The organism is Paenibacillus gorillae, from assembly GCF_000513275.1.
Lineage (GTDB): Bacteria > Bacillota > Bacilli > Paenibacillales > Paenibacillaceae > Pristimantibacillus > Pristimantibacillus gorillae.
Genome location: NZ_CBVJ010000048.1, coordinates 1 through 21,587, shown reverse-complemented (window position 1 = coordinate 21,587; position 21,587 = coordinate 1). Strand labels below are relative to the sequence as shown.

The 21,587-nt window shown below is 48.8% G+C and carries 16 protein-coding genes; 12 read left to right on the top strand and 4 right to left on the bottom strand.

Annotation, left to right across the window (positions count from 1 at the left end):
* The first annotated feature begins 26 nt into the window (after window positions 1-26).
* Window positions 27-605: a hypothetical protein gene (locus TY10_RS09335; RefSeq protein WP_042162749.1), complete on the top strand. Its 579-nt coding sequence runs from the start codon at window positions 27-29 to the stop codon at window positions 603-605.
* A gap of 549 nt (window positions 606-1,154) precedes the next feature.
* Here TY10_RS09335 and TY10_RS09330 read toward each other — a convergent pair.
* Complete coding sequence (locus tag TY10_RS09330; protein ID WP_042162748.1) at window positions 1,155-2,990, bottom strand: S8 family peptidase; 1,836 nt, start codon at window positions 2,988-2,990, stop codon at window positions 1,155-1,157.
* A 182-nt stretch (window positions 2,991-3,172) separates the two neighbouring features.
* On the opposite strand from TY10_RS09330, the gene TY10_RS09325 reads away from it, so the two are divergent.
* The 3 genes from TY10_RS09325 to TY10_RS09315 are packed head-to-tail and all read left to right on the top strand — an operon-like array spanning window position 3,173 to window position 4,382.
* Window positions 3,173-3,673: a YpuI family protein gene (locus TY10_RS09325; protein ID WP_042162747.1), complete on the top strand. Its 501-nt coding sequence runs from the start codon at window positions 3,173-3,175 to the stop codon at window positions 3,671-3,673.
* Window positions 3,674-3,728: 55 nt separating this feature from the next.
* Entirely contained in the window at window positions 3,729-3,935 is a 207-nt protein-coding gene (locus TY10_RS09320; protein WP_042162746.1) for a DUF1540 domain-containing protein, read from the top strand.
* Between the two features lie 6 nt (window positions 3,936-3,941).
* Window positions 3,942-4,382, top strand: a complete 441-nt coding sequence (locus tag TY10_RS09315; protein ID WP_052350450.1) for a hypothetical protein — start codon at window positions 3,942-3,944, stop codon at window positions 4,380-4,382.
* 651 nt (window positions 4,383-5,033) lie between these two features.
* Here the strand turns inward: TY10_RS09315 and TY10_RS09310 are convergent.
* On the bottom strand, window positions 5,034-5,663 hold the full coding sequence (locus TY10_RS09310) for a GTP pyrophosphokinase (protein ID WP_042162745.1): 630 nt from the start codon (window positions 5,661-5,663) through the stop codon (window positions 5,034-5,036).
* Window positions 5,664-5,837: 174 nt separating this feature from the next.
* Between TY10_RS09310 and TY10_RS09305 the strand changes: the two genes are divergently transcribed.
* The gene (locus TY10_RS09305) at window positions 5,838-6,638 is read left to right on the top strand and encodes an ABC transporter ATP-binding protein (protein WP_081735177.1); all 801 of its coding nucleotides are present in this window, start codon (window positions 5,838-5,840) and stop codon (window positions 6,636-6,638) included.
* Entirely contained in the window at window positions 6,623-8,947 is a 2,325-nt protein-coding gene (locus TY10_RS09300; RefSeq protein ID WP_042162744.1) for a poly(ethylene terephthalate) hydrolase family protein, read from the top strand. Before TY10_RS09305 ends, TY10_RS09300 begins: the two co-directional genes overlap by 16 nt.
* A 59-nt stretch (window positions 8,948-9,006) precedes the next feature.
* Here the strand turns inward: TY10_RS09300 and TY10_RS09295 are convergent, their stop codons facing one another.
* Window positions 9,007-9,705 (bottom strand): queuosine precursor transporter, encoded by a 699-nt coding sequence (locus TY10_RS09295; RefSeq protein WP_042162742.1) that lies wholly within the window; start codon window positions 9,703-9,705, stop codon window positions 9,007-9,009.
* A 206-nt stretch (window positions 9,706-9,911) separates the two neighbouring features.
* On the opposite strand from TY10_RS09295, the gene helD reads away from it, so the two are divergent.
* The gene (helD, locus tag TY10_RS09290) at window positions 9,912-12,263 is read left to right on the top strand and encodes an RNA polymerase recycling motor HelD (protein WP_042162741.1); all 2,352 of its coding nucleotides are present in this window, start codon (window positions 9,912-9,914) and stop codon (window positions 12,261-12,263) included.
* 37 nt (window positions 12,264-12,300) lie between these two features.
* On the opposite strand, the gene TY10_RS09285 is transcribed toward helD, so the two are convergent.
* Entirely contained in the window at window positions 12,301-13,197 is an 897-nt protein-coding gene (locus TY10_RS09285; RefSeq protein WP_042162740.1) for a helix-turn-helix domain-containing protein, read from the bottom strand.
* Window positions 13,198-13,861: 664 nt separating this feature from the next.
* Here TY10_RS09285 and glgB point away from each other — a divergent pair.
* The 5 genes from glgB (at window position 13,862) to TY10_RS09255 (ending at window position 21,548) form a co-directional block, all read left to right on the top strand.
* The gene (glgB, locus tag TY10_RS09275; RefSeq protein WP_238327520.1) at window positions 13,862-15,769 is read left to right on the top strand and encodes a 1,4-alpha-glucan branching protein GlgB; all 1,908 of its coding nucleotides are present in this window, start codon (window positions 13,862-13,864) and stop codon (window positions 15,767-15,769) included.
* A gap of 16 nt (window positions 15,770-15,785) precedes the next feature.
* Complete coding sequence (locus TY10_RS09270) at window positions 15,786-16,952, top strand: glucose-1-phosphate adenylyltransferase (RefSeq protein WP_042162738.1); 1,167 nt, start codon at window positions 15,786-15,788, stop codon at window positions 16,950-16,952.
* Window positions 16,949-18,061, top strand: a complete 1,113-nt coding sequence (gene glgD / locus TY10_RS09265) for a glucose-1-phosphate adenylyltransferase subunit GlgD (RefSeq protein ID WP_042162737.1) — start codon at window positions 16,949-16,951, stop codon at window positions 18,059-18,061. Before TY10_RS09270 ends, glgD begins: the two co-directional genes overlap by 4 nt.
* A 65-nt stretch (window positions 18,062-18,126) precedes the next feature.
* Complete coding sequence (gene glgA, locus TY10_RS09260) at window positions 18,127-19,590, top strand: glycogen synthase GlgA (RefSeq protein ID WP_042162735.1); 1,464 nt, start codon at window positions 18,127-18,129, stop codon at window positions 19,588-19,590.
* Window positions 19,572-21,548: a glycoside hydrolase family 15 protein gene (locus TY10_RS09255; RefSeq protein ID WP_042162734.1), complete on the top strand. Its 1,977-nt coding sequence runs from the start codon at window positions 19,572-19,574 to the stop codon at window positions 21,546-21,548. Before glgA ends, TY10_RS09255 begins: the two co-directional genes overlap by 19 nt.
* The last annotated feature ends 39 nt before the right edge of the window (window positions 21,549-21,587 follow it).

The following is a 21,587-nucleotide window of genomic DNA, read 5'->3' as shown; positions in this document are numbered from 1 at the left end:
TGTTGAAATAGGAGATGACTTCATTTATGACCTTGTTCTATTATATAGCTTCGGCACACGAGCTGCCGACAGGTTCATTTGGGCAGAAGAAGACCGTTATGACACTTATGGATTATGTAACCCATGTGAATCCTGCGGCGAAGGAACAATATTTTACGCAACTAATGCTGGAGAGATACCCTCAGGGGGATAAGCTTATGGAGGTGTATGATACGGAGGAGGATGCTGCGGGTTTATACATAGCAGGACCAATGACCGGACAAAACTATTCACACCTATTCCATCATCCTTATGTTTACCAGGTTAACGCTGAGGCAGGAGACTTCAAGATTAACGATCAGCTGAAAGAATCTTCACCATTGCGCTATCAGACAAGCAAAAAGTGTTTAACAGAGCTATTCAATTACTTACGATCCAATTTGAGAAGCGACGAATACGTAGAGCTGTTTTCCTGCTGGACAGATGGGATGGACCGATTCAAGGACGCTTGGAAGAAAGAAATGGATCTTGTACTTGATCTTTGTTCCTTTGAATTGGGGAATGAGTTCGAGTGGAAAGAATGTCAGTACATAAAAGTAATACGACGAAATAGCAAGATGAATTAATGAAATATCAAGATGAAGTAACAAGATGAAGTAACAAGGTCAAGGAGCGAAGCGGAACGAGTTCATGCTGACATTTCGATGATTCACATGATGTTCCTAGACGGGGAGAAAGAAACAAGGAACAAGGAATCAAAAACGGCATTATCAACCGATTCGTGCAGCGACTGATCACTCCACAAAGCGTCAAAATGCAAAAGTGCAGGTTGTAAGCCGGTTTTTTGCTGATTTATCTCATCAAAATGCAAATATGCAGTTTGATTGGCCTAAAAGGACTCAATAGAGCGAAAATGAGCGATTTCAAATGCACTTTCGCATTTTGATTGCTGTTTTGGGCATTTTTGGGGCTCAACAAAATGTACATTTACATTTTGTTTCTCTTTTTGAGCAAGAGGAGTGGAAGTTGCCGAGGGTGAATCTACAGTGACATTGAATAGGCGTCGTACGATTTAAGCACTACTGCCACTTTTAGAAAGAAAGATGGCCTATAGCCGAAAAAGAACCTCATTTCCACTGTAAAGTGAAATTGAGGTTCTTTTACGTTAATCGATATTACTTGCTGTATTTTCGCGTAATGGCATTGAGCCGCTTCTTCACCTGCATTGGATAGGTTTGCAGTGAGGCTGTCCCGTATTGGGATGCGGTTTTCAACGCTGTATCAACATCGATGAGCCCGTAGCCGAAATAATTATCTTTGCCGGCATCGCCCAAATCTTCAGCCGATTTGCGCATAATGTCCATGACCTCTACATTGGTCAAATCGGGATTTACCGACCGAATCAGACCAGCTAACGCAGCTACATGGGGAGTGGCCATCGAAGTGCCGGATAAAGCGGCATATTGGCTGCCAGGATAGGTGCTGGCAATGCTGTCTCCCGGAGCGGCCACGTCAATATAATCTCCGTAGTTCGAGAAGGAAGCTCTTTGTTTCTTCGCATCGGTGGCTGCTACAGCGAAAACTTCCGGATAGGCGGCAGGGTAGCCAGGACGCTCCGTGTTGTCGTTGCCGCTGGCTGCAACAAGAACGACATCATGATCATAGGCGTATTTGACCGCATCATGAAGGAAATCTGCTTGAGCGTAGTTGCCCAAGCTCATATTAATAACCTTTGCTCCATGATCAGTTGCCCATATGATGCCTTGAGCTACGGAATATGCCGAGCCGGCACCGCTGCTGTCCAGCACTTTGACCGGCATCACTTTGTTATACCAGGAAAGACCTGCCACGCCTTCTCCGTTGTTGACGGTCGCGCCAATAATGCCGGATACGTGGGTGCCATGGCCCACGTCATCGTCTGGCTTAGCTGCGCTGTCTACGATGTTCGTTCCGCCGCTCAGTTTGCCTTTAAGATCCGGGTGATCGGCCTGAACGCCCGTATCCAGAACAGCTACAAGCACATGGTCATTGCCTTTGGATATATCCCAGCCAAGCTCCGTTTTAATGGAAGGCAGGTTCCATTGGTATTCGGAATAAAGCGCATCATTAGGTGCTGCCTCATTCGTCATATATAAATAATGCGGCTCAACGTATTCGGTTTTCCAGGATTTGCGGAAATATTTAATCATTTTCTCTGCATCCATGCTTTTTGACCGGAACACATAAGTATCGCCAATTTGTTGAACCGTATGGGCATTGATTTTGGATTTAATTTGGTTCATTTGGTGCTCAGAGGGCTTATTGGCAAAATGAACGACGACGTCGCGCACATGGTAGTGGCTGGCATTTCCATTGTCTTCACCGGTTCGTACCGTTGTATCGGTCGTTGAATTCGGCTTGACCGACTCGATCCGATAGTTGCCTTCCGCCGGATAAGGAACAAGCCGTAAATTACGTTTCTGATGTCTCTCCACCTGTGTAACGATGTCCTGCTTAATAACGCCGATCACTGCTATGCCTTGATGCTTCGAATCAGGTACACCAAGTACGATGAAACGGCTGCCATTGTCGCCCACGAAAGCTTTAGAAACATATTTATGTCCTTGTTTGGCATGAGTCTTGGCTTCAGTAACATAACGCTCCGCTATTTTATCTGATGTTTTCGGCAATGTGCCCCGATCTACGCTGCGATCTCCGGAGAGCCAGCTTATATAGGACATATGTTTATGCGTGTCCATCATCTGATCGATCTTGCCCGTTTTTCCTTTGCCGCCATCGGTTGCGGACATGAGCTTGTAAAATTCTTTGGAGCATTCACTTGTGCATAGCAACGATGTAGCTTCCATATCGCTGTTTAACGTCTTAAGCTTTTGTGCATGTTCATGTTTAACCGATAAAGTTGATGATTTTGGAGCTGAAGGCGTTCGATCTGGAATAAATAGGGGGGCTGCAGGTATAAGTAAAGTAGCTGCTGCCAATACCGAGAATACGCCGATCCACTTTTTTTGCATGTTTGTACGGCACCTCCTGTGCAGATAACGATTATGATCGCTCTCCCTATAGATTCCGATTGCACGAGTAAAAATATGCGGCCACTTTGTCAGAAACGCCAGTACCATCCGAAAGCAATTTGTGGTACTATGTTGATGCCTGAGTTTTTTTGTTTTGGATGAAGAAAGGGGAACTACTTACGATGCCATCGACAAATACTAAAGCGCTTAGCGAAGCGACAAGAAGCAAGCTGAAGGATGCAATCAATGGGCTGGAACCGTTTCTAAACCAATACGCGCTCAATCAACTGGCCGGTGATGATAACGGCGACGAAGCACAAACCTTTTATAAAGGACTGCTGTCCGATCTGAGACATTTGCTGGTGTTTTCTGAAGTTTCGGTTGAGAAACTTGGCGTATTGCTCAGAAGACCCAATTTCGATAATGATTTTGCAGAGCGTGCGTTGTATGAAGTGTATCATCAATGTGTCAATGCGTTTTTCTACCCGAAAAACGAATGCTACTCCGAGGACGGCCGCTATGCATACACGGGTCAAGATGCGATTCGCTTCCGCTTCAAACCGGTACGCGAAGCGCGCACTATCGTGCTGAGCATGTCCAAAATATACGAAGAGCTGCGCGATGAATTGGCTTACTATGAGAATGACTACATGACGCAGCGCCGTATGCAAGGGCAAAAATAAGGCAGAATGAATCACCTCCGATCAGGGAAACTTGATACCGGAGGTGATTTTGATTATGCCAAAAGGCGTAACCTGCAGCGTATCGAATTGCTCGTTCTGGAAGGAAGGAAATAATTGCAACGCTGAATCTATTTCCATTGATATTGATCAGCATGCCGGATTCGGCGAAGAATTCGCTTCTGACGATCTGGGATTGTTTCATCAGGATCAAGCGACTCAATCGTCCGCGACTTGTTGCGACACATTCAAACCGAAGGGGTGACCAGGGATGGCTACGGACCGAAGGGATGAACGCGAGAAGGACTGGAACGATGAAGACCGGCCCGAAAAAACAGATTTTCCGACTTACAATGTAGCGGCTCCAAATGGGCTGCCGGGAATTAGCAATAATTATTATAATGATCTGAATGAGGAGATGGCTTCCGACTTTGCGGTCGGCAGCACTGTCTCGTATGTGCCAAGGGAAGAAAGGGAAGAAGCAGTCGAGAGAGAAGAAAGCGGCGGGACCGCGCTGGGATGGGTTTCGCTGGTGTTTGCAGTCGCCTCCTGGTTCTTATGGCCAGTGTTGATGGGCTTATCCTCAGTTGCGCTTGGCTATATGGCCTACCGTCAAGGGGCTCGTGCTCTTGGCGGCTGGGCGATTGCGATCGGTTTGATTGCTATTTTGCTCTCCGCTGTTATTGTCCCGCTTTATTACGCGGTGACCTAACCTGAAGGCCAGGTCAACTTTATTCCGAAGCCAATGATGGCTTCAACCTTTTAAATGATTCCCAATCAAAAAGAAACCCTGCGTTCGCAAAAACGCAGGGTTTCTTTTTGGTGAGAAGATAAATCTGTCGACAAATTCTTGATAGCCTGCAGTGTAATTGTAAACTGTTACTAAATAGCCATGAAGGCGCGAGTAACAATCAAAATGCAAAAGTGCAGGTTGATGAACCTCAAAATGCTAAAAACACCGATCAAAATGTAAAAGTACATTTGAAAACGCTCAATTCAGCTAATTTGACGCCTTTTAGGCCGATCAACCTGCACATTTACATTTTGAAGCGATAAATCGTCGAATAATAGACGAACAAACTGTAGTTTTACATTTTGATTGTTGTCATGTTGCACAAACCCTGCTCGTTACAGCTCAACTGTGGGTAATATGAGCCAATTGATGAACAAGTAAACCATTCCCTCGTATCCGACAAACACTTGGAGAAGCGGGGGCACAAGGGAGAGCGGAGCGATTTGAGTTCAGGATGACTTTTTGAAGATTCTATCCATCATTCATCGTGTTAGCGATAGATAATGGAATCAAGAATGGCAGCATGAACCAAAGCGCGCAGCGACCCCTGGGTTAGCTCGAATGCCCCGATTATTCAATCGTAAGCGCAAAATGCTGAAGAACTCTCTCATTCAACGAAAGCATCCGCTGATCAAGCGCACTGATCATGTCCGCGGATTCCTTCAATTGTTGTCTAATTTCCGGAGGGATGCCCTCATGGAATTTGTAATAAATTTTATGCTCCAGACTGGCCCAGAAATCCATCGCACTTGTCCGGATTTGAATCTCGACTAAGACGTTTTCCATGCGATTTGTAAGAAAGACAGGAATCTCTACAATCAGATGAACGCTTTTGTAGCCATTAGGCTTTGGATTTTTGACATAATCCTTCACTTCAATGACTTTAACGTCGGATTGCTTGCAGATCATGTCAAGAATGTGGTAGATGTCGTTTGAAAAAGAGCAAATAACCCGTACCCCAGCTATATCCCGAATGTGCGATTTGGCATTTTCCAGCGAGATGTCGAGATTTTTGCGTCTAAGCTTCTCCATTACGCTTTCCGGCGTCTTGATCCGCGTCTTTACATGCTCGATCGGGTTGTAGTCATGAATAAATTGAAATTCCTCGTTAAGTATGTTGAGCTTCGTCTCTACTTCATCAAGTGCAAATTTATACGTTAGAAAAAAGTGCGCCCATTGCTTTAATTGATTTGGTTTCATCGTAAAGGTTCACTCCTAAATAATTTACTTCAAATCTATTCTGTACGTTCTATTGTACCATGTTCGCAGACAGATTTCCTTTCTGCCGAAAACGCATCCCTGTATTGACATTAAATTTGGATTGAATGGTCTGCGAAATTTACCTATAATTCTCTATATGGGAGGGAACGGACGATGATTATTGATATTCATAACGCTTGTTGGGAACGCAATGATGAAATGATATTAAAGGATGTTGACTGGCAGGTTAAGAATGGTGAGCACTGGTGCCTGCTTGGCCTTAACGGATCGGGTAAAACAACACTGCTCAATATGATAAATGGATATATCTGGCCAACAAAAGGTCAGATCGAAGTACTTGGCAAAAAATTCGGTGAATACGATTTGCGTGAGCTTCGCAAAAGCATCGGCTGGGTCAGCACATCGCTTCAGCAAAAGCTGTACGGCAGCGAAAAGGCGCTTAATATTGTGCTTAGCGGAAAGTTTGCCACAATTGGTCTATATGACCAGACAAATGAAGAAGATAAGGAGCAGGCGCTGTCATTAATGAATAGCCTTGGCTGCTCATCGCTTGTCAGCCGCACCTACGATACGCTGTCCCAAGGACAGCGGCAGCGGATTCTGATTGCCAGAGCTTTGATGGCGAAGCCTCAATTGCTTATTTTGGATGAACCTTGTACAGGTCTGGACGTGTTTGCAAGAGAGCAATTGCTTGGGATGATCAATAAAGTCGTCGCTCGCGAGGATGCGCCAACTGTCATTTACGTTACCCATCATGTGGAGGAAATATTGCCTTGTTTCAATAAGAGCTTGCTGCTGAAGCAAGGAGAGGTGTTTGATTCCGGTGCAACGGAGCAGGTGTTGACGTCGGGTGTAATGAGCCGGTTTTTTGATGTACCAGTTGAAGTGGAGCGCAGAGACGGGCGCAATTGGCTGTTTGTCAAACAAACGGAGCCGTTATGGACCTCCAGCTAAATCTAGCTCCGCCAAGGAAAAAGAGGTTTGCGCATTGGCTGAGCAAACGGATCGCTAACCGTCTGGAGCATGACAGCTATATTTGGCGATGCAGCTCGGCTGCACTGCTCATTTTCAGCTCGTTTTTATCCGGGCTTGCAGCGCTTGGAATGCCTACGGGTTTTGGCGCAGTTGCTGATATTGGAGCATTTGTCCTGGCAAGCGGATTCGTACTTATTTTTGCTGCCCAAGCTATTGCCATACTGTTATCATTGATGCATTTGGCGGTACCGCGTTTATTTCTTGGATTTCTAGGCTATACGGCGACTTTAGCTTATTTCGTCTTTTTCAACTTATCATTTGGCGTTTGGCCGTCCATATGGATGGCCGGAGCTTTTGCAATTGTAGGTGCATTTATCGGCATTGCAGCGGGCTGGATCTGGCGCTATAAGCTTAGAGGTGTGAAGTGGGTCGCGGCTGCAGCTGCGATATCAGCCATTTCGGCGGCCGCTATCTTATATCCGCTGGGAGTCGCAGAGCCCTCTTCATCTTCTTCACTGCATGATGCGGATTCAGCAGCTGCAGACGTTAGCTCCCCAGCCGTTACTGGACCGGAGCAGCTTCAATTAGGGGATCCGTCGGAGCCCGGAAGCTACCAATACCGGGAGTTTACTTACGGAAGCGGCGACGATCGTCAGCGCAAATCCTTCCACAGTGGAACCGAGTTAATTACCGCCTCCGTAGACGCTTCCGGTTATATAAAAAACTGGCCGTGGCTGAAAGAGCTGTTTTGGGGATTTGACGAGGAGCAGCTGCCTGTAAATGGAACCGTCTGGATGCCGGAGGGAGAAGGGGAGTTCCCGCTCGTTCTGATCGTTCACGGCAATCATCTGATGGAGGATTTCTCTGACGGCGGCTACCGCTATTTGGGTGAGCTTCTGGCAAGCCGGGGGATGATCGCTGTCTCGGTGGATGAGAACTTCTTGAATTATTCTGCATGGTCGGGCATCCCGGACCAAGATTTCAAAGTCCGGGCGTGGATGCTGCTTAAGCATTTGCAGCAAATCCAGACGTTCAGCGAGCAGCCGGGCAATGCTTTTTACGGGAAAGTGAATTTGGAGCAGGTTGCACTTGTTGGCCATTCCAGGGGAGGTCAAGCTGTAGCGATGGCTGCAGACAGGGACCAATGGTTCGCCGAGGACAAGTCCTTGGACAGTCTGGATTCGCTCCATATTCAATCCGTTGTTGCGCTGGCGCCAACCGATAAGGAAATTGACGATAAGCTGGCAATGCTTCAGGATGTCAATTATTTGACGCTGCAAGGTGCACGCGATGCGGATGTAAACAGCTTTTTTGGCGATCGGCAGTATAGCCGGACTAGTTTCTCGCAAGATAAGACGAATCACTTCAAAGCATCGCTATATATCGCAGAAGCTAATCACAGCCGGTTCAACTCTGATTGGGGTACGATGGATGAAAGCTTGCCGGGAGGTTTGCTGCTGAATCAGAAAGGGATGCTGAAAGCCGAGGAGCAAAGGCTAATTGCGAAAGTATATGTATCTGCTTTCCTTGAAACCACATTGAACAGTCAAGTGGGCTACGAGCCGTTATTCCAGGATTATCGTTCTGGAGCGGATTGGCTGCCTGCATCGACCGGGTATGTGAGCCGCTACGAGGATTCCAGCTTTGCCGCGGCCGCAACATTCCCGGAAGATTCGAACAAGGCGAAGTTGCCTGCAGGCGGGAAGCTGGAGACCGATGGTATGCTTCAGATGTCGAATTCCAGTTCGTTGGATGATGATAGTAGTAAAGGGACAAAAGGCGTCGTTATCGAATGGGAAGACAGCGGATCTTTGACGTTAAATCTTCCCGAATCGTACAGCACTGCAGTCGCGGAAGAGGAGCAGCATGTACTTACGTTCTCGATTGCCAATCTTGTAATGGAATTAGAGGCGGAGAATACGGAAGATGTGTCTGCGGGAAGTGCAGCAGATGCCGCTTCAACGACATTGCCGCCGCAGCCAAACATCGCGATCGAGATTGTGACAACCGATGGCAGCAGCGTAGAGCTGCCTCTCGATCAGTTCATGGAGGTTCCGAATCCGTTCGATTCTACCTATCTGACCATCCCTTGGCTGGAGAAGCGAATTAAAGACGGCAAGTATAAAGATTCCGCAGAACCGGTATTCCAAACCTACAGACTGCCGCTCGCCCATTTTGCCGAGGAAGCGGGAGTTCCATTATCCGATTTGCAGGTGGCTGAAATATCGTTCCGTGTGGAAGAAGGTCCTGGCAAGGTAGTGCTGGGCGATATCGGTTTTTCGCAATAAACAGCAAAAAGGCAATTCGTCGAAATGACGGTTGCCTTTTTTTAGATACGCCCGCTGTTCTACTGCTGCTCCTCTTTAAACTTGAAGCTCCTTGCCGCATAGAGGAATGGAGTAGAGCAAACCGAGACGAGGAATTTAATGATATAGGTGGATAAAAATACGGAAAGCCACACATTCATCTCATACATGCCAGCGAATGCAATCGTGCAGAAAATAAGGGTGTCGACAAGCTGGCTGACAATGGTGCTTCCGTTATTTCGAATCCAAAGCTGATTTGGTGCGGGAAAAGCCCGCTTCAGCATGGAATAAATACGAACATCGAGAAACTGGCTGACAAAGTAAGCGCATAGACTGCCAAGCGCAATTTGCGGCAGCAGGCCAAATATCGTCTTCATCGCATCTTGCGATTGCTGCGCCATTTCGTTGGCGGAAGGCTCGAACAGAAGAGCCAGCTGCATAATGGCTGTTGAAGCGAGTAAGGTGAAGAAGCCGAACCATACTGCTTTTTTGGCTGCTTTCTCGCCATACTTCTCGTTCAGCAAGTCGGAAGCCAAATAGATCGTGCCGTACATCGTGTTGCCAAGTGTAATGACGATGCCAAAAGGCATATCAATCGTCTTGACGACCTGAATATTGGCAAGGACAGTAGCCATTCCAATCCAGGCGTATACGCCGATCCGGCCGAACAGCCGGTAAGAGAGAAGAAAAAGAGAGAAATGAACAAGCATAAAGAAGACGCCTAACGACAAATTAAACATAGTGAAACGAACCTCCTAGTTTTGATAACGCGGGAGTTTGCGAACCGCGGCTTGCTGTGGCACAGAGCAACGTGTATGATAGTATTTCTGCCCTAGTCATTATAATCGCTCGTCCGGTTATGGGCAATAGCAAAATCCTTTCCTTAGGACAAATCGGCAATGATACAATAACTCAATACTTACGCATAAAGGAGCGATTAGGAACGATGGAGGATGAACAGATCAAGGCAGAACAGAAGCGCGTCGACCGGGTCGTTGGCTGGATAAGCGAACAAATAAATACGCTGCGAGAGCAGACTGGCGAAGTGCGTACAGATATTGTCGACATCAGGCGTGATTTCTGGGACGACGTGACCGTCAACTTCGAAGATGCCGCGGAAGCGGCGGAGACGGCAGCCAGTTTGAAGCAGCAGGCAGAGGTGCTTATCGAGCGCGAGCACGCGCATGGGCGTGCTGAGCGCCAGTTGAAGCTGCTGTTGAAGCTGGAGCAAACGCCGTACTTTGGCCGTGTCGACTTCGTTCAAGAAACGAATGGCGAGGGCGAATCTGAGTCGATTTATTTGGGCGTCGGGTCTCTGCTTGATGAGAGCGGAACAAACTATTTAATTTATGATTGGCGGGCACCCGTGTCCAGCCTTTATTACGATTACTCGCCGGGACCGGCGAAATATGATACGCCTACAGGGGAAATTGAAGGTGAGATGACGCTGAAACGGCAATATGTCATCCGCCGCGGCAATATTGCCGGCATGTTCGATACCGGAGTTACGATCGGCGATGAACTGCTGCAGGAAGTGCTAGGCAAACAGTCGGACGCTCAAATGAAAAGCATCGTCGCTACTATTCAACGCGAGCAGAACCTTATTATCCGCAATGAGCGGGCGAAGCTGCTGGTCGTGCAGGGAGCGGCTGGCAGCGGGAAAACTTCGGCGGCACTGCAGCGGATCGCTTACTTGCTATACCGTTACCGCGATACGTTGACGGCTGATCAGGTTGTACTTTTTTCGCCGAACCCGATGTTCAACAGCTACGTATCGACTGTATTGCCTGAGCTAGGCGAACAGAACATGCAGCAGACGACTTATCAGCAATATGTCGAACACCGGTTAGGCCAGTCGTTTGCGATGGAGGATCCTTTTGCACAAATGGAATATACGCTTGGAGCGATTGGTCAGCCAGAGTATGAGACGCGGCTGGCTGCGATCCGTTACAAAAGCAGCGCCTCGTTTATGTCGCTGATCGTTCGTTACGCCGATTCGTTAAGTGAGACTGGACTAAGGTTCAAGGCTATCAAATTCCGCGGCCGGAATCTGATCTCCGCAGAGGCGATACAGGAGCGATTTTATAGCTTGAACGGCACGCTGTCGCTGTCGAACCGGATTCGGATGCTTTCGGAATGGCTGCTTAAGGAATTGACCATTCTGAGCCGCAAAGAGCGCAAGAAGCAATGGGTTGAGGATGAGATGGAGCTTCTGGACAATGAAGCCTATATGCATGCATTTAACGAACTGCTGCGTAAGGAACAGCTGACGGACGACTCCTTCGGCGACTTGGACCGGGAGAAGGATATACTGGCCGCGATGATCGTTCAAGAACGCTTCAAACGGCTGCGCAGCAGGGTGAAGAAGCTGAAGTTCATCGATATGCCTTCAATTTATCGTGAGTTGTTCGCGGACCCGGCCAAGGCAATCGGCCTTTTGAATGGCGGGCAATCTTCGATTCCTGAGGATTGGGAGCAAATTTGCGGGCTGACGCTTGAGCAGCTTGCTGCTGGTGTGCTGCATTATGAGGACGCAACGCCATATTTATATCTGAAAGATTTGATCGAAGGATTCCAGACGAATACTTCAGTCCGCCATTTGTTCATTGACGAGGCGCAGGATTATTCGCCGTTCCAATTTCATTACTTGAAGCGCATCTTCCCAATGGCTAAAATGACGGTGCTGGGCGACGTTAACCAGTCGATCTTTGCCCATGCGACGGGCGGCAACGGCTTTCAGCCGCTGTCCGAACTGTTCACCGAGGCAGAGACGGAGAAGATCATCTTGAACCGCAGCTATCGTTCGACGAGGGAGATCATCGACTTTACGAGCCTAATGATCGAGGACGGAGAACAGATTATACCATTCAATCGGCATGGAGATATGCCTACAATTACGGTTGTGAACGACCAGAACGAGCATATCCGTCTGATTAAGGAGAAAATCTCCGCTTTCCGGAAGGACGGCGCGCAATCTATCGCTGTAATAGCTAAGACGGCCAAGGAAAGCGGGCAGGCTTACGAGGCGTTAAGGGAGTCGAATCCGGAAATCCGGCTTATTGCCAAAGAAACCGTCACCTTTGAACAAGGGACGGTCGTAATTCCTTCGTATTTGGCTAAGGGCGTTGAGTTTGACGCGGTCATTATTTTTGATGCTTCGAATGATGTCTACTGCCAGGAAAGCGAGCGGAGACTTTTCTATACCGCTTGTACCCGGGCGATGCATGATTTGCACATTTTTAGTACCGGCGAGCCAACACGGTTTTTAGACCGTGCGCTGCCAAGTTTAGCTCTATAGCATGACAAGAGCGGGATGGCCGGAGCTGCAGGGCGGACTAACGACCGCGCCGTACCTCTGGCCATATTTCCGCCACGTCGACTTTTAGCTCCGAAGCGATCAGTTCAGCTGTGAGCCGCTGGGGCTTTTCGATTTTTCCGTTTCTGAGCTTGGATATCGTCTGAAGCGAAATGTGGGTAGCGGCTGATAATTGAATCGCGCTCATATCACGCTTTGCCATCCATATTTTCAGCCTCATAGAGGAATCAATACCTTCGCTAACGGGCTTCAAATCCCATATGACGAATGCGTATTCCCTGACGCTGCCGAAGCCGTCGTAGATAGGGGTAAACGTAATCGAGAGCTCAAACTCTACCCCACCAAGCTTGTTTGTTTTTACTTTAATATTATTCGCTTTTTTTAGTTTACCAGCGGTTTCAAGCGCTTTCTGAATCCGTTCAAATTCTTGCTCGGAAATAAATTGCAGAAAATTTTCGTCTTCCAAGGTTTGTTCCGGCTTTAGCAGCAGCGGCGCGTAGAAATCTCTCAATATGCGGATGTGATAAGTAGAGTCGACAATGCCGCTGATGAGCACTTTATTGTGCTCAAATTGCTCTTCGATCCATCTCAGTGCACTAAGGTCCTCGACTTGGATGAGAGACAGATTACCCGTTTCCTCGTTAATGTAAGGCAATGGCGTATGGTCCATGCGGATCGGCATGCTGCGCTTGCCTGTACAGAGATAGGTTTCCCTTTGATAAGGCCGGGCAGCGGCTTGTACGGAATACTGCTCAATGATGCTGCATGCACAGCGTCCTTTCAACTCTTCTATCGAACAGCCCATTAAACGGCTGAAAGCATCGTTAGCTTCGACTAGGCTTGCGGTATTGTGCAGATTGCGGATGATGGCCATCGGCCGGTCCAGAATTAGAAAAATATGATGATACAAATCCAAAGACAGCCTTCCTCCCAGTTTCGTTATTACTAAACGAGTATAAGAGAAGTTATACCCCTGTACAAGTAATTTGAATTAATTAGTGGGTTTAACAGGAATTTCATTACCGCTTGTTTAATTATTTAAACTTAGGAGCTTCAGAGGCAAGCTGTCGCCGGAAAAACAGCGGCTTATGCGTTATAGGTGGTATTTTCCGCTTTTTGAACACTTTATTTCCTCTTAACATCCTTATACTATTGTTATAGACAGAGATGTTTTGTACATAATTGGAGGGGTAGTCTTACAACATGGATATTTGCAGCATGGAAAATTGCAATAAACCGATCAAAGCAAAACAGTTATGTTCCATGCATCACCAAAGAATGCTTAGACATGGTGATCCGATGACCGTAAGACCAAGAAAGGAGAAAATCAAAGCGACTTGCAAATGGGTCAGCTGCACAAAAGAGGCAGCGACGAAGGGTTACTGCGCCAAACATTATTACATACAGAGAGTGATGGCAAACAGTAAAGGTTAGATTTATGTGAGTTAATCTGACATGTTTTGAAAATGGGGTGTCATTTTTCAAGGGAAGATGTATAATGAAATCAGATCAATCTTGTTTGATAGGTATTTCATCCTGATACTGCAGTACAAATCAAACTGCGGAGGTGAACGTCCAACTTGATCCAAACGGCACCTTATGGCTTGTCTATGAGCGATTTGTATTTGTTCAACGAGGGAAGCGCCTATCACAGCTATCGATACATGGGCGCGCACCGGCTCCAGCTGAACGGCGTTTATGGTGTCAGATTTGCAGTATGGGCGCCAAATGCCGCTGAGGTTCATATCGTCGGCAGCTTTAACGATTGGAATAGCGGTATTCACGCTATGGAACGGATCGGCACCACCGGTATTTGGGCTTCATTCATTGCCGGAATCGGCGAAGGCGAGACTTATAAGTACGAGATTAGAACGCAGAGCGGGGAACGGCTGCTTAAAGCCGATCCCTATGCTTTTCTGGCGGAGAGGCGGCCCTTGACCGCCTCCGTCATTACGGATTTGAATGATTTTCCTTGGCGCGACGAACAATGGGTCAACAGCAAGGAAGGGCGCTCGGCGTATACAAACCCGCTGCTCGTATACGAAGTGCACGCAGGATCATGGAAGACGAAAGGCAAAGAGGTATTCCTCACCTATGACGAACTTGCTTCCGAGCTGGTTCCTTACGCGGCCGAAATGGGTTATACGCATATCGAATTAATGCCGCTCGCTGAACACCCTTTTGATCAATCCTGGGGCTATCAAATTACGGGCTTTTATGCTCCATCCAGCCGTTTTGGCAGTCCAAAGCAGCTTATGCATTTCGTCGACTGCTGCCATGAGCGCGGTATCGGCGTCATTCTGGATTGGGTGCCTGGTCATTTTTGCCGGGACGATCACGGGCTGCGCTTATTCGACGGTAAGCCAATCTTTGAAGGGTCTGACGAAAAGCTGGCCGATAAGCCGTTATGGGGAACATTGGCTTTTGATTTTAGCAAAAACGAAGTTGTAAGTTTTCTGATTTCCAATGCTGTCTATTGGATGGAGATGTATCATATCGACGGCCTTCGGGTCGATGCGGTGGCCAGCATGATTAATTTGCATATGGACAAACCGCAGGAGCAGTACACCTGGAATAAGCTTGGCGGCACGGACAATCTGGACGCGCTGCGTTTTTTGAAACGATTAAACGAAACGGTATTTCACTATTACCCTCACACACTGATGCTTGCAGAAGATTCTTCCGCATGGCCCGCAGTCACCTCTCCTACATACTTAGGCGGGCTAGGATTCAATTTCAAATGGAATATGGGCTGGATGAACGATATTCTCCGTTATATGTCGCATGATCCGGCTGACCGTCCGCAATACCACCACCTGATAACTTTCTCTCTGCTTTACGCATTCTCTGAAAATTACGTACTTCCGCTTTCACATGATGAAGTTGTACACGGCAAACGCTCGCTGCTCAACAAAATGCCCGGCACTTATGAGGAAAAGTTCGCCCAGCTTCGGTTGTTTTACGGTTATTGGATAACTCATCCCGGTAAGAAGCTGCTCTTTATGGGCGGTGAATGGGGACAATTCGACGAATGGAAAGATGCCGAATCGCTAGATTGGATGCTGCTTGATTACGATTTGCACGGGAAAATGAAGCAATACGTCCAGGCGCTCAACGCGCTCTATATATCGGAGCCTTCGCTATGGGAAAGAGACAGCGACGCTGCTGCTTTTCAATGGATTGACGTTCATAATGCCCAGCAATCTATCATATCCTTTATTCGTTATGGCAAAAAAAGCTTTTCCATCATCGCAGCGAACTTCTCTCGCACCGGTTACGCCAGCTATCGGATCGGAGTGCCGGAGACAGGCGTGTACCGGTTGATCATGAATAGTGATGAGAAGCGCTTCGGAGGCTATGAAACCCGGCATGCGCTGAGAATCGTCAGCGAGAACGTTGCTTGGCACGGCTACAACCAAAGCATTTCACTACATCTCCCCCCTCTATCCTTCCAATTACTCAGCTATGATCTGGGGGACACACATTAAGAAGGAGTTGGTGTCCATGGGCCGTAAAGAAATGGTTGCAATGCTGTTGGCCGGAGGAGAAGGAAAAAGACTTGGCGTATTAACCAAGGATCTGGCCAAGCCAGCCGTCTACTTCGGAGGGAAATACCGAATCATAGATTTCACGCTTAGCAATTGTGCCCATTCCGGAATTGATACGGTAGGGGTGCTTACGCAGTACCAGCCGCTTGAGCTGAACCGCTATTTAGGTATCGGCACGCCTTGGGGACTTGACCGCAAGGATGGCGGGATGGCGATTCTGCCGCCTTACGTGAAGCAGAAGGGCGGAGTCTGGTATACGGGAACCGCGAATGCGATCTATCAAAATATGGCGTTTATCGAGCGGTACAATCCGGGTTATGTGCTCGTCATTTCGGGCGATCACATTTATAAAATGGACTATGATCTGATGCTGCAGCACCATAAGCGCAGCGGCGCGGATTTAACGATAGCGGGAATTGAAGTGGATTGGAAGGAAGCGAGCCGGTTTGGCGTCATGCATGTAGACGATGAGGATCGGATTACTGCTTTCGAAGAGAAGCCGAAAGCGCCAAAAAGCAATATCGCTTCAATGGGTGTCTATATCTTTTCCTGGGCGCTGCTGCAAAAATATTTGGTGTATGACGAAGCCAACCGCAGCTCCAGCCATGACTTTGGCAAAGATATCATTCCCGCGATGCTGAAGGATGGCTTGCATCTTAGCGCCTATTCCTTCAAGGGCTATTGGAAGGATGTCGGCACAATCGAAAGCTTATGGGAGGCCAATATGGATTTGCTGGCCGATGAACCGTCACTCGACCTCGCAGATCCCGAATGGCGTATATATTCCGTCAGTCCTAACCGGCCGGCACAGTTCGTCTCCCCCGATGCGAAGCTTTCGGCGTCGATGGTGACAGAGGGCTGCATCATTGAAGGAAGCATTGACCGTTCCGTACTGTTCTACGGCGTTCATGCGGGAAGAGACAGTGAAGTAAGCGAGTCGGTTGTTATGCCGAACGTACGGATCGGCGAGGGAGCGAAAATCTACCGGTCCATAATCGGAGAAGGAGCTATTATCGAGGATGGTGTCACGGTTGGCAATCCGGAGGACGATTCCATTACGGTTGTGGCGGTAGGCGAATTTGTCGGAAATGACCATATGCTGCTGGAGGTGGAGCCGTCATGAAACACCGGGTGATGGGCGTCATTAATTTGATTCATGAGACGGATGAGCTGGAGCGGCTTACGCAAAGCCGCTGCCTGGCAACGGTGCCTTTTGGCGCCAGATACAGATTGATTGACTTTGCGCTGTCTAGCATGGTTAACTCCGGCATTCATAAAGTAGCGATTTTCGCGCATAAAAAGTACCGCTCGCTCATGGATCATGTGGGCTCGGGAAGCCATTGGGACTTGAACAACCGTCAAAGCGGCTTGTTCCTGCTGCCGCCCGCAACTGATGATATTCAGGAAATCAGCCGCGGTGATCTCTATCATTTCTATCAGCACCGCGATTACTTTAACCGATCAACGCTGGAGTACGTCGTTATTACGCGCAGCCATATGGTATGTAACGTCGATTTTGGCCCAATCATCCAATATCATCAAGAGCGGGAAGCCGATATTACGATCGTCTGCAAGGAACAGGCGGAGCAGCTGCTCGGAAGAGCGCGTAAGGTGAGAATGGACGACGATGGCCGGATTACAGCCATTCAGGATCATTATGGCCGGATGCTGAGCGACACCATCTCCATGGAGATGTACATCATGAAGAAAGAATTGCTGATGGAGCTTGTAGAAACGTCGCTGGCGCAGGGGCAGGATCATCTGGTCCGTCATGCGATATTCTCCCGGATCGACCAGCTTCGCATTTACGGCTACAAATATGAAGGTTATTTGGGCGTCGTTAACACGCTTGCCAGCTACTACGACCATAATATGAGCCTGCTTCGGCCGGATGTATGGCGAGAGCTGTTCTTCCAGCCGGGAACTGTGTTCACGAAAGGCAAGGATGAGCCGCCAGCGCGTTATCTCGGTACCTCGAAGGTGGTCAATTCCCTGATAGCAAACGGCTGCCGGATTGAAGGAACAGTGGAGAACAGCATTATTTTCCGCGGTGTCCATATTCGAAAAGGGGCGGTCGTCCGCAACAGCATCATTATGCAAAATGGCGATATCGGCGAAAACAGTATCGTGCAGTACAGCATTCTGGATAAGGATGTACGGGTGCAATGCGACCGCGATATCCGCGGCACGATGACGAGTCCGTTTCTGGCAGCTAAGCGAAAAATTATATAGTTCCAGGCTCGCTTGGATGCAGCAATAGGCGGCCAAACGATTGCGGACATAACGGGGTGATTGCAATGAACCTATTATTTGCAACTTCAGAGGCGGTGCCGCTGGCCAAGACAGGCGGCCTCGCAGACGTAGCCGGGGCGCTGCCGAAAGCGCTGAGAGACGGCGGCGCGGATACGAGAGTGATTATGCCGAAATACGAGGAAATTCCGGCGGTCTACACCGGGAAATTCGAGCGGATTGCGGAGTTTAACGTATCGTTCAGCTGGCGCAACCAATATTGCGGCCTGCTGAGGGCGGAGATTGACGGCATTATCTATTACTTAATCGATAACGAGCACTATTTCAAACGCAGAGGCTTGTATGGTTATGGCGACGATGCGGAGCGGTTCGTTTTTTTCTGCTTCGCGGTGATGGAGGCTTCGCGTTATCTTGATTTTCGTCCTGATATTGTTCATTGTCATGACTGGCAGACGGGACTCATTCCTTTCCTGCTGCGGACAAGATATGCGTATGATCCAGCTTGGGCAGGAGTGAAGTCTGTATTTACGATTCACAATCTTAAGTATCAGGGCTTGTTCGGAATCGATCTGCTGAAGGATTTGCTCGGCGCTGGAGATGAATTGTTCGGGCCGGACGGCCTTGAGTTTCACGGGGCTGCAAGCTGCATGAAGGGCGGACTTGTGTATGCGGACAAGCTGACGACGGTTAGCGAGACCTATGCGAAGGAAATACAGGGCTGGGAGTATGGTGAGCTGCTGGATGAGCTGCTCCGCTACCGCTCTGACGATCTGAGCGGCATCCTTAACGGCATCGACGAGCAGCTGTTTGATCCGATGAATGATGCTGCGCTGCATACGCCGTACCGTAATTCATTGAGCCGCAAGCGGAAAAACAAGCTGGATTTGCAGCGGGAGATGAGCCTGCCGCAATCGGAGGATGTGCCGCTTATCGGCGTCGTGACCCGTCTGGTGGAGCAGAAGGGATTTGACCTCATTGCAGCCAAGCTGGAGCTGCTTATGCAAGAAGACGTGCAGCTTGTCGTGCTAGGCTCCGGAGAGCCGCAATATGAAGCGCTTATGAATGACACCGTCCGCCGTTATCCGGATAAAGCGGCGGTATGGCTCGGTTATAACGACCGGCTTGCGAGAAGGATATACGCCGGCTCCGATTTGTATCTGATGCCATCCCGCTTCGAACCGTGCGGTTTAAGCCAGCTGCTGGCGCTGCGCTACCGCTCTGTGCCTATCGTGCGAGAAACCGGAGGGCTGAAGGATACGGTTCGCGCCTTCAATGAATATACTGGCGAGGGGAACGGTTTCAGCTTTACGTATTACAATGCAGAAGATTATTGGCATACCGTCAAGAGAGCCCTGCAATTCTATAAGAATGAGAAAGCTTGGAAGCAGATTGTCGCCAATGCGGCAAAAGAGGACTATAGTTGGAACCGTTCGGCTAAAGCCTACATGGCACTGTATGAACTACTTCTTGCGGATCGAAAGGGGAAAGAGCTATGGCCCGTCATCTCGTAATCGGCAACGGCAAGCTGCTGCTAAATCTTGATCAACACTGTTATATCCGGGATATTTATTATCCCTATGTCGGCCAGTTGAATCATGTGGGCGGTCATTATTGCAGATTCGGCATTTGGATCGGGGGGCAGTTCTCCTGGCTGGATGAGCCGGAATGGAGGTTCGAGCTCGACTATATCGAGGACTCGCTCGTTACTAACATTATTGCAAGGCATGACGGGCTGGACGTCGAGCTTCATATGAACGACGGCATCCATCAGCGGGAATGCATCTACATTAAGCGTGTCGTCATCCGCAACCGGAGAAGCGAGCCTCGTGAAGCCAGGCTGTTTTTCCATCAGGATCTGATGATTGAAGGCTCCGAGGTGGGAGATACGGCGGCTTATTATCCGGAAAACAACACGTTATTCCATTACAAGCGATCGAATTATTTCATGTTCAGCGGCTCTACCGACGAAGGCGGAATGATGCAATATTCAACCGGCATCAAACGTTTCCACTCGGCTGAGGGGACGTGGCGGGATGCTGAGGATGGCGTGCTGATGGGCAATACGATTGCGCAGGGATCGGTCGACAGTACGATCAGCTTCCGTACGATCGTTCCGCCAAACGGAGAGAAGACGATCTATTATTGGATGTCGATCGGCAAAAATCTGGAGGAAGTTAAAGCGCTGAATCAATATGTACAAGACAATAATCCGGAGAAGCTGCTCAGCCGCATGGTTATCTATTGGAAGCATTGGCTGCGCCGTGCGGAGACGGAGCTTGGCGATTTGCCGAAGCCGGTCGTGCGCGCCTTCAAGCAAAGCCTGCTGCTCGTCAGGACACAGGTGGACGAACGGGGAGCGATACTGGCCGCCAACGATACGGATATTCTGCAATATAACCGGGATCATTACAGCTATATGTGGCCGCGTGACGGAGCATTAATTGCGGAAGCAATGTCGCTCGCCGGTTATCAGAGCGTGATCGCGCCATTTTTCCAATTTTGCGCACAGGCGCTTTCTCCGGAAGGCTACTTGTACCACAAGTACAATCCGGACGGCACGGTTGGTTCAAGCTGGCATCCTTATATTGTGCAGGGCAGCCGCAGACTGCCGATTCAAGAGGATGAAACGGCGCTTGTTCTATTTGCGCTGTGGCAGGATTATTCGCGCAATCAGGTTATTGAGCTGCCGCAATCGTTGTACAGTAATCTCATCCGCAAGGCGGCTTCCTTCCTAAGCGAATATATCGATCCTTCGCTTTCATTGCCTAAGCCAAGCTATGATCTGTGGGAGGAGCGCTACGGCATCTGGACGTATACAGCCTCCTCTGTATATGCCGGACTGATGGCGGCAGCCTTCTTCACCGAGTTGTTCGGCGATTATGAACGGAGTGACCATTACAAAAATACGGCGAGCACAATTAAGCAGGGCATTCTAACTCATCTGTGGGATGAAGAATCCGGGAGATTCGCCCGCGGACTTATTCAGAAGGATAACCGCTGGGTGAAGGATATGACGCTGGAGAGCAGCGTGTTCGGCATTTGGGAATTTGGCGTATTGCCGGTGCATGACGACAAAGTATCTAGGACGATGCACGCGATTAAGGAAGGTCTGCAGATTCGGACAGATATCGGCGGAATCGCCCGCTACACCAATGATTATTACTTCCAGCAATCGGGCGAGATTGATAAAGTTCCGGGCAACCCGTGGATTATCTGTACGTTGTGGGTAGCCAACTATGAGATTGAATCAGCCTTGACGCTGACGGATCTTGAAGGGCCAAAGCGGACGCTGCAATGGGTTGTCGATCATGCGCTGCAAAGCGGCCTGCTGCCTGAGCAGTTGAATCCGTACGATGGAACGCCGCTTTCCGTTGCACCGCTCACATGGTCGCATGCGACTTTGGTGCAAAGCGTCAGCAAATATGCGGGGAAATATAAGGAGTTGCAAGGGGTTCAGCCGCAGGAGTAGCACAACAGCTGCAGCTTCTGGAGCGTTTCATAACAAAAA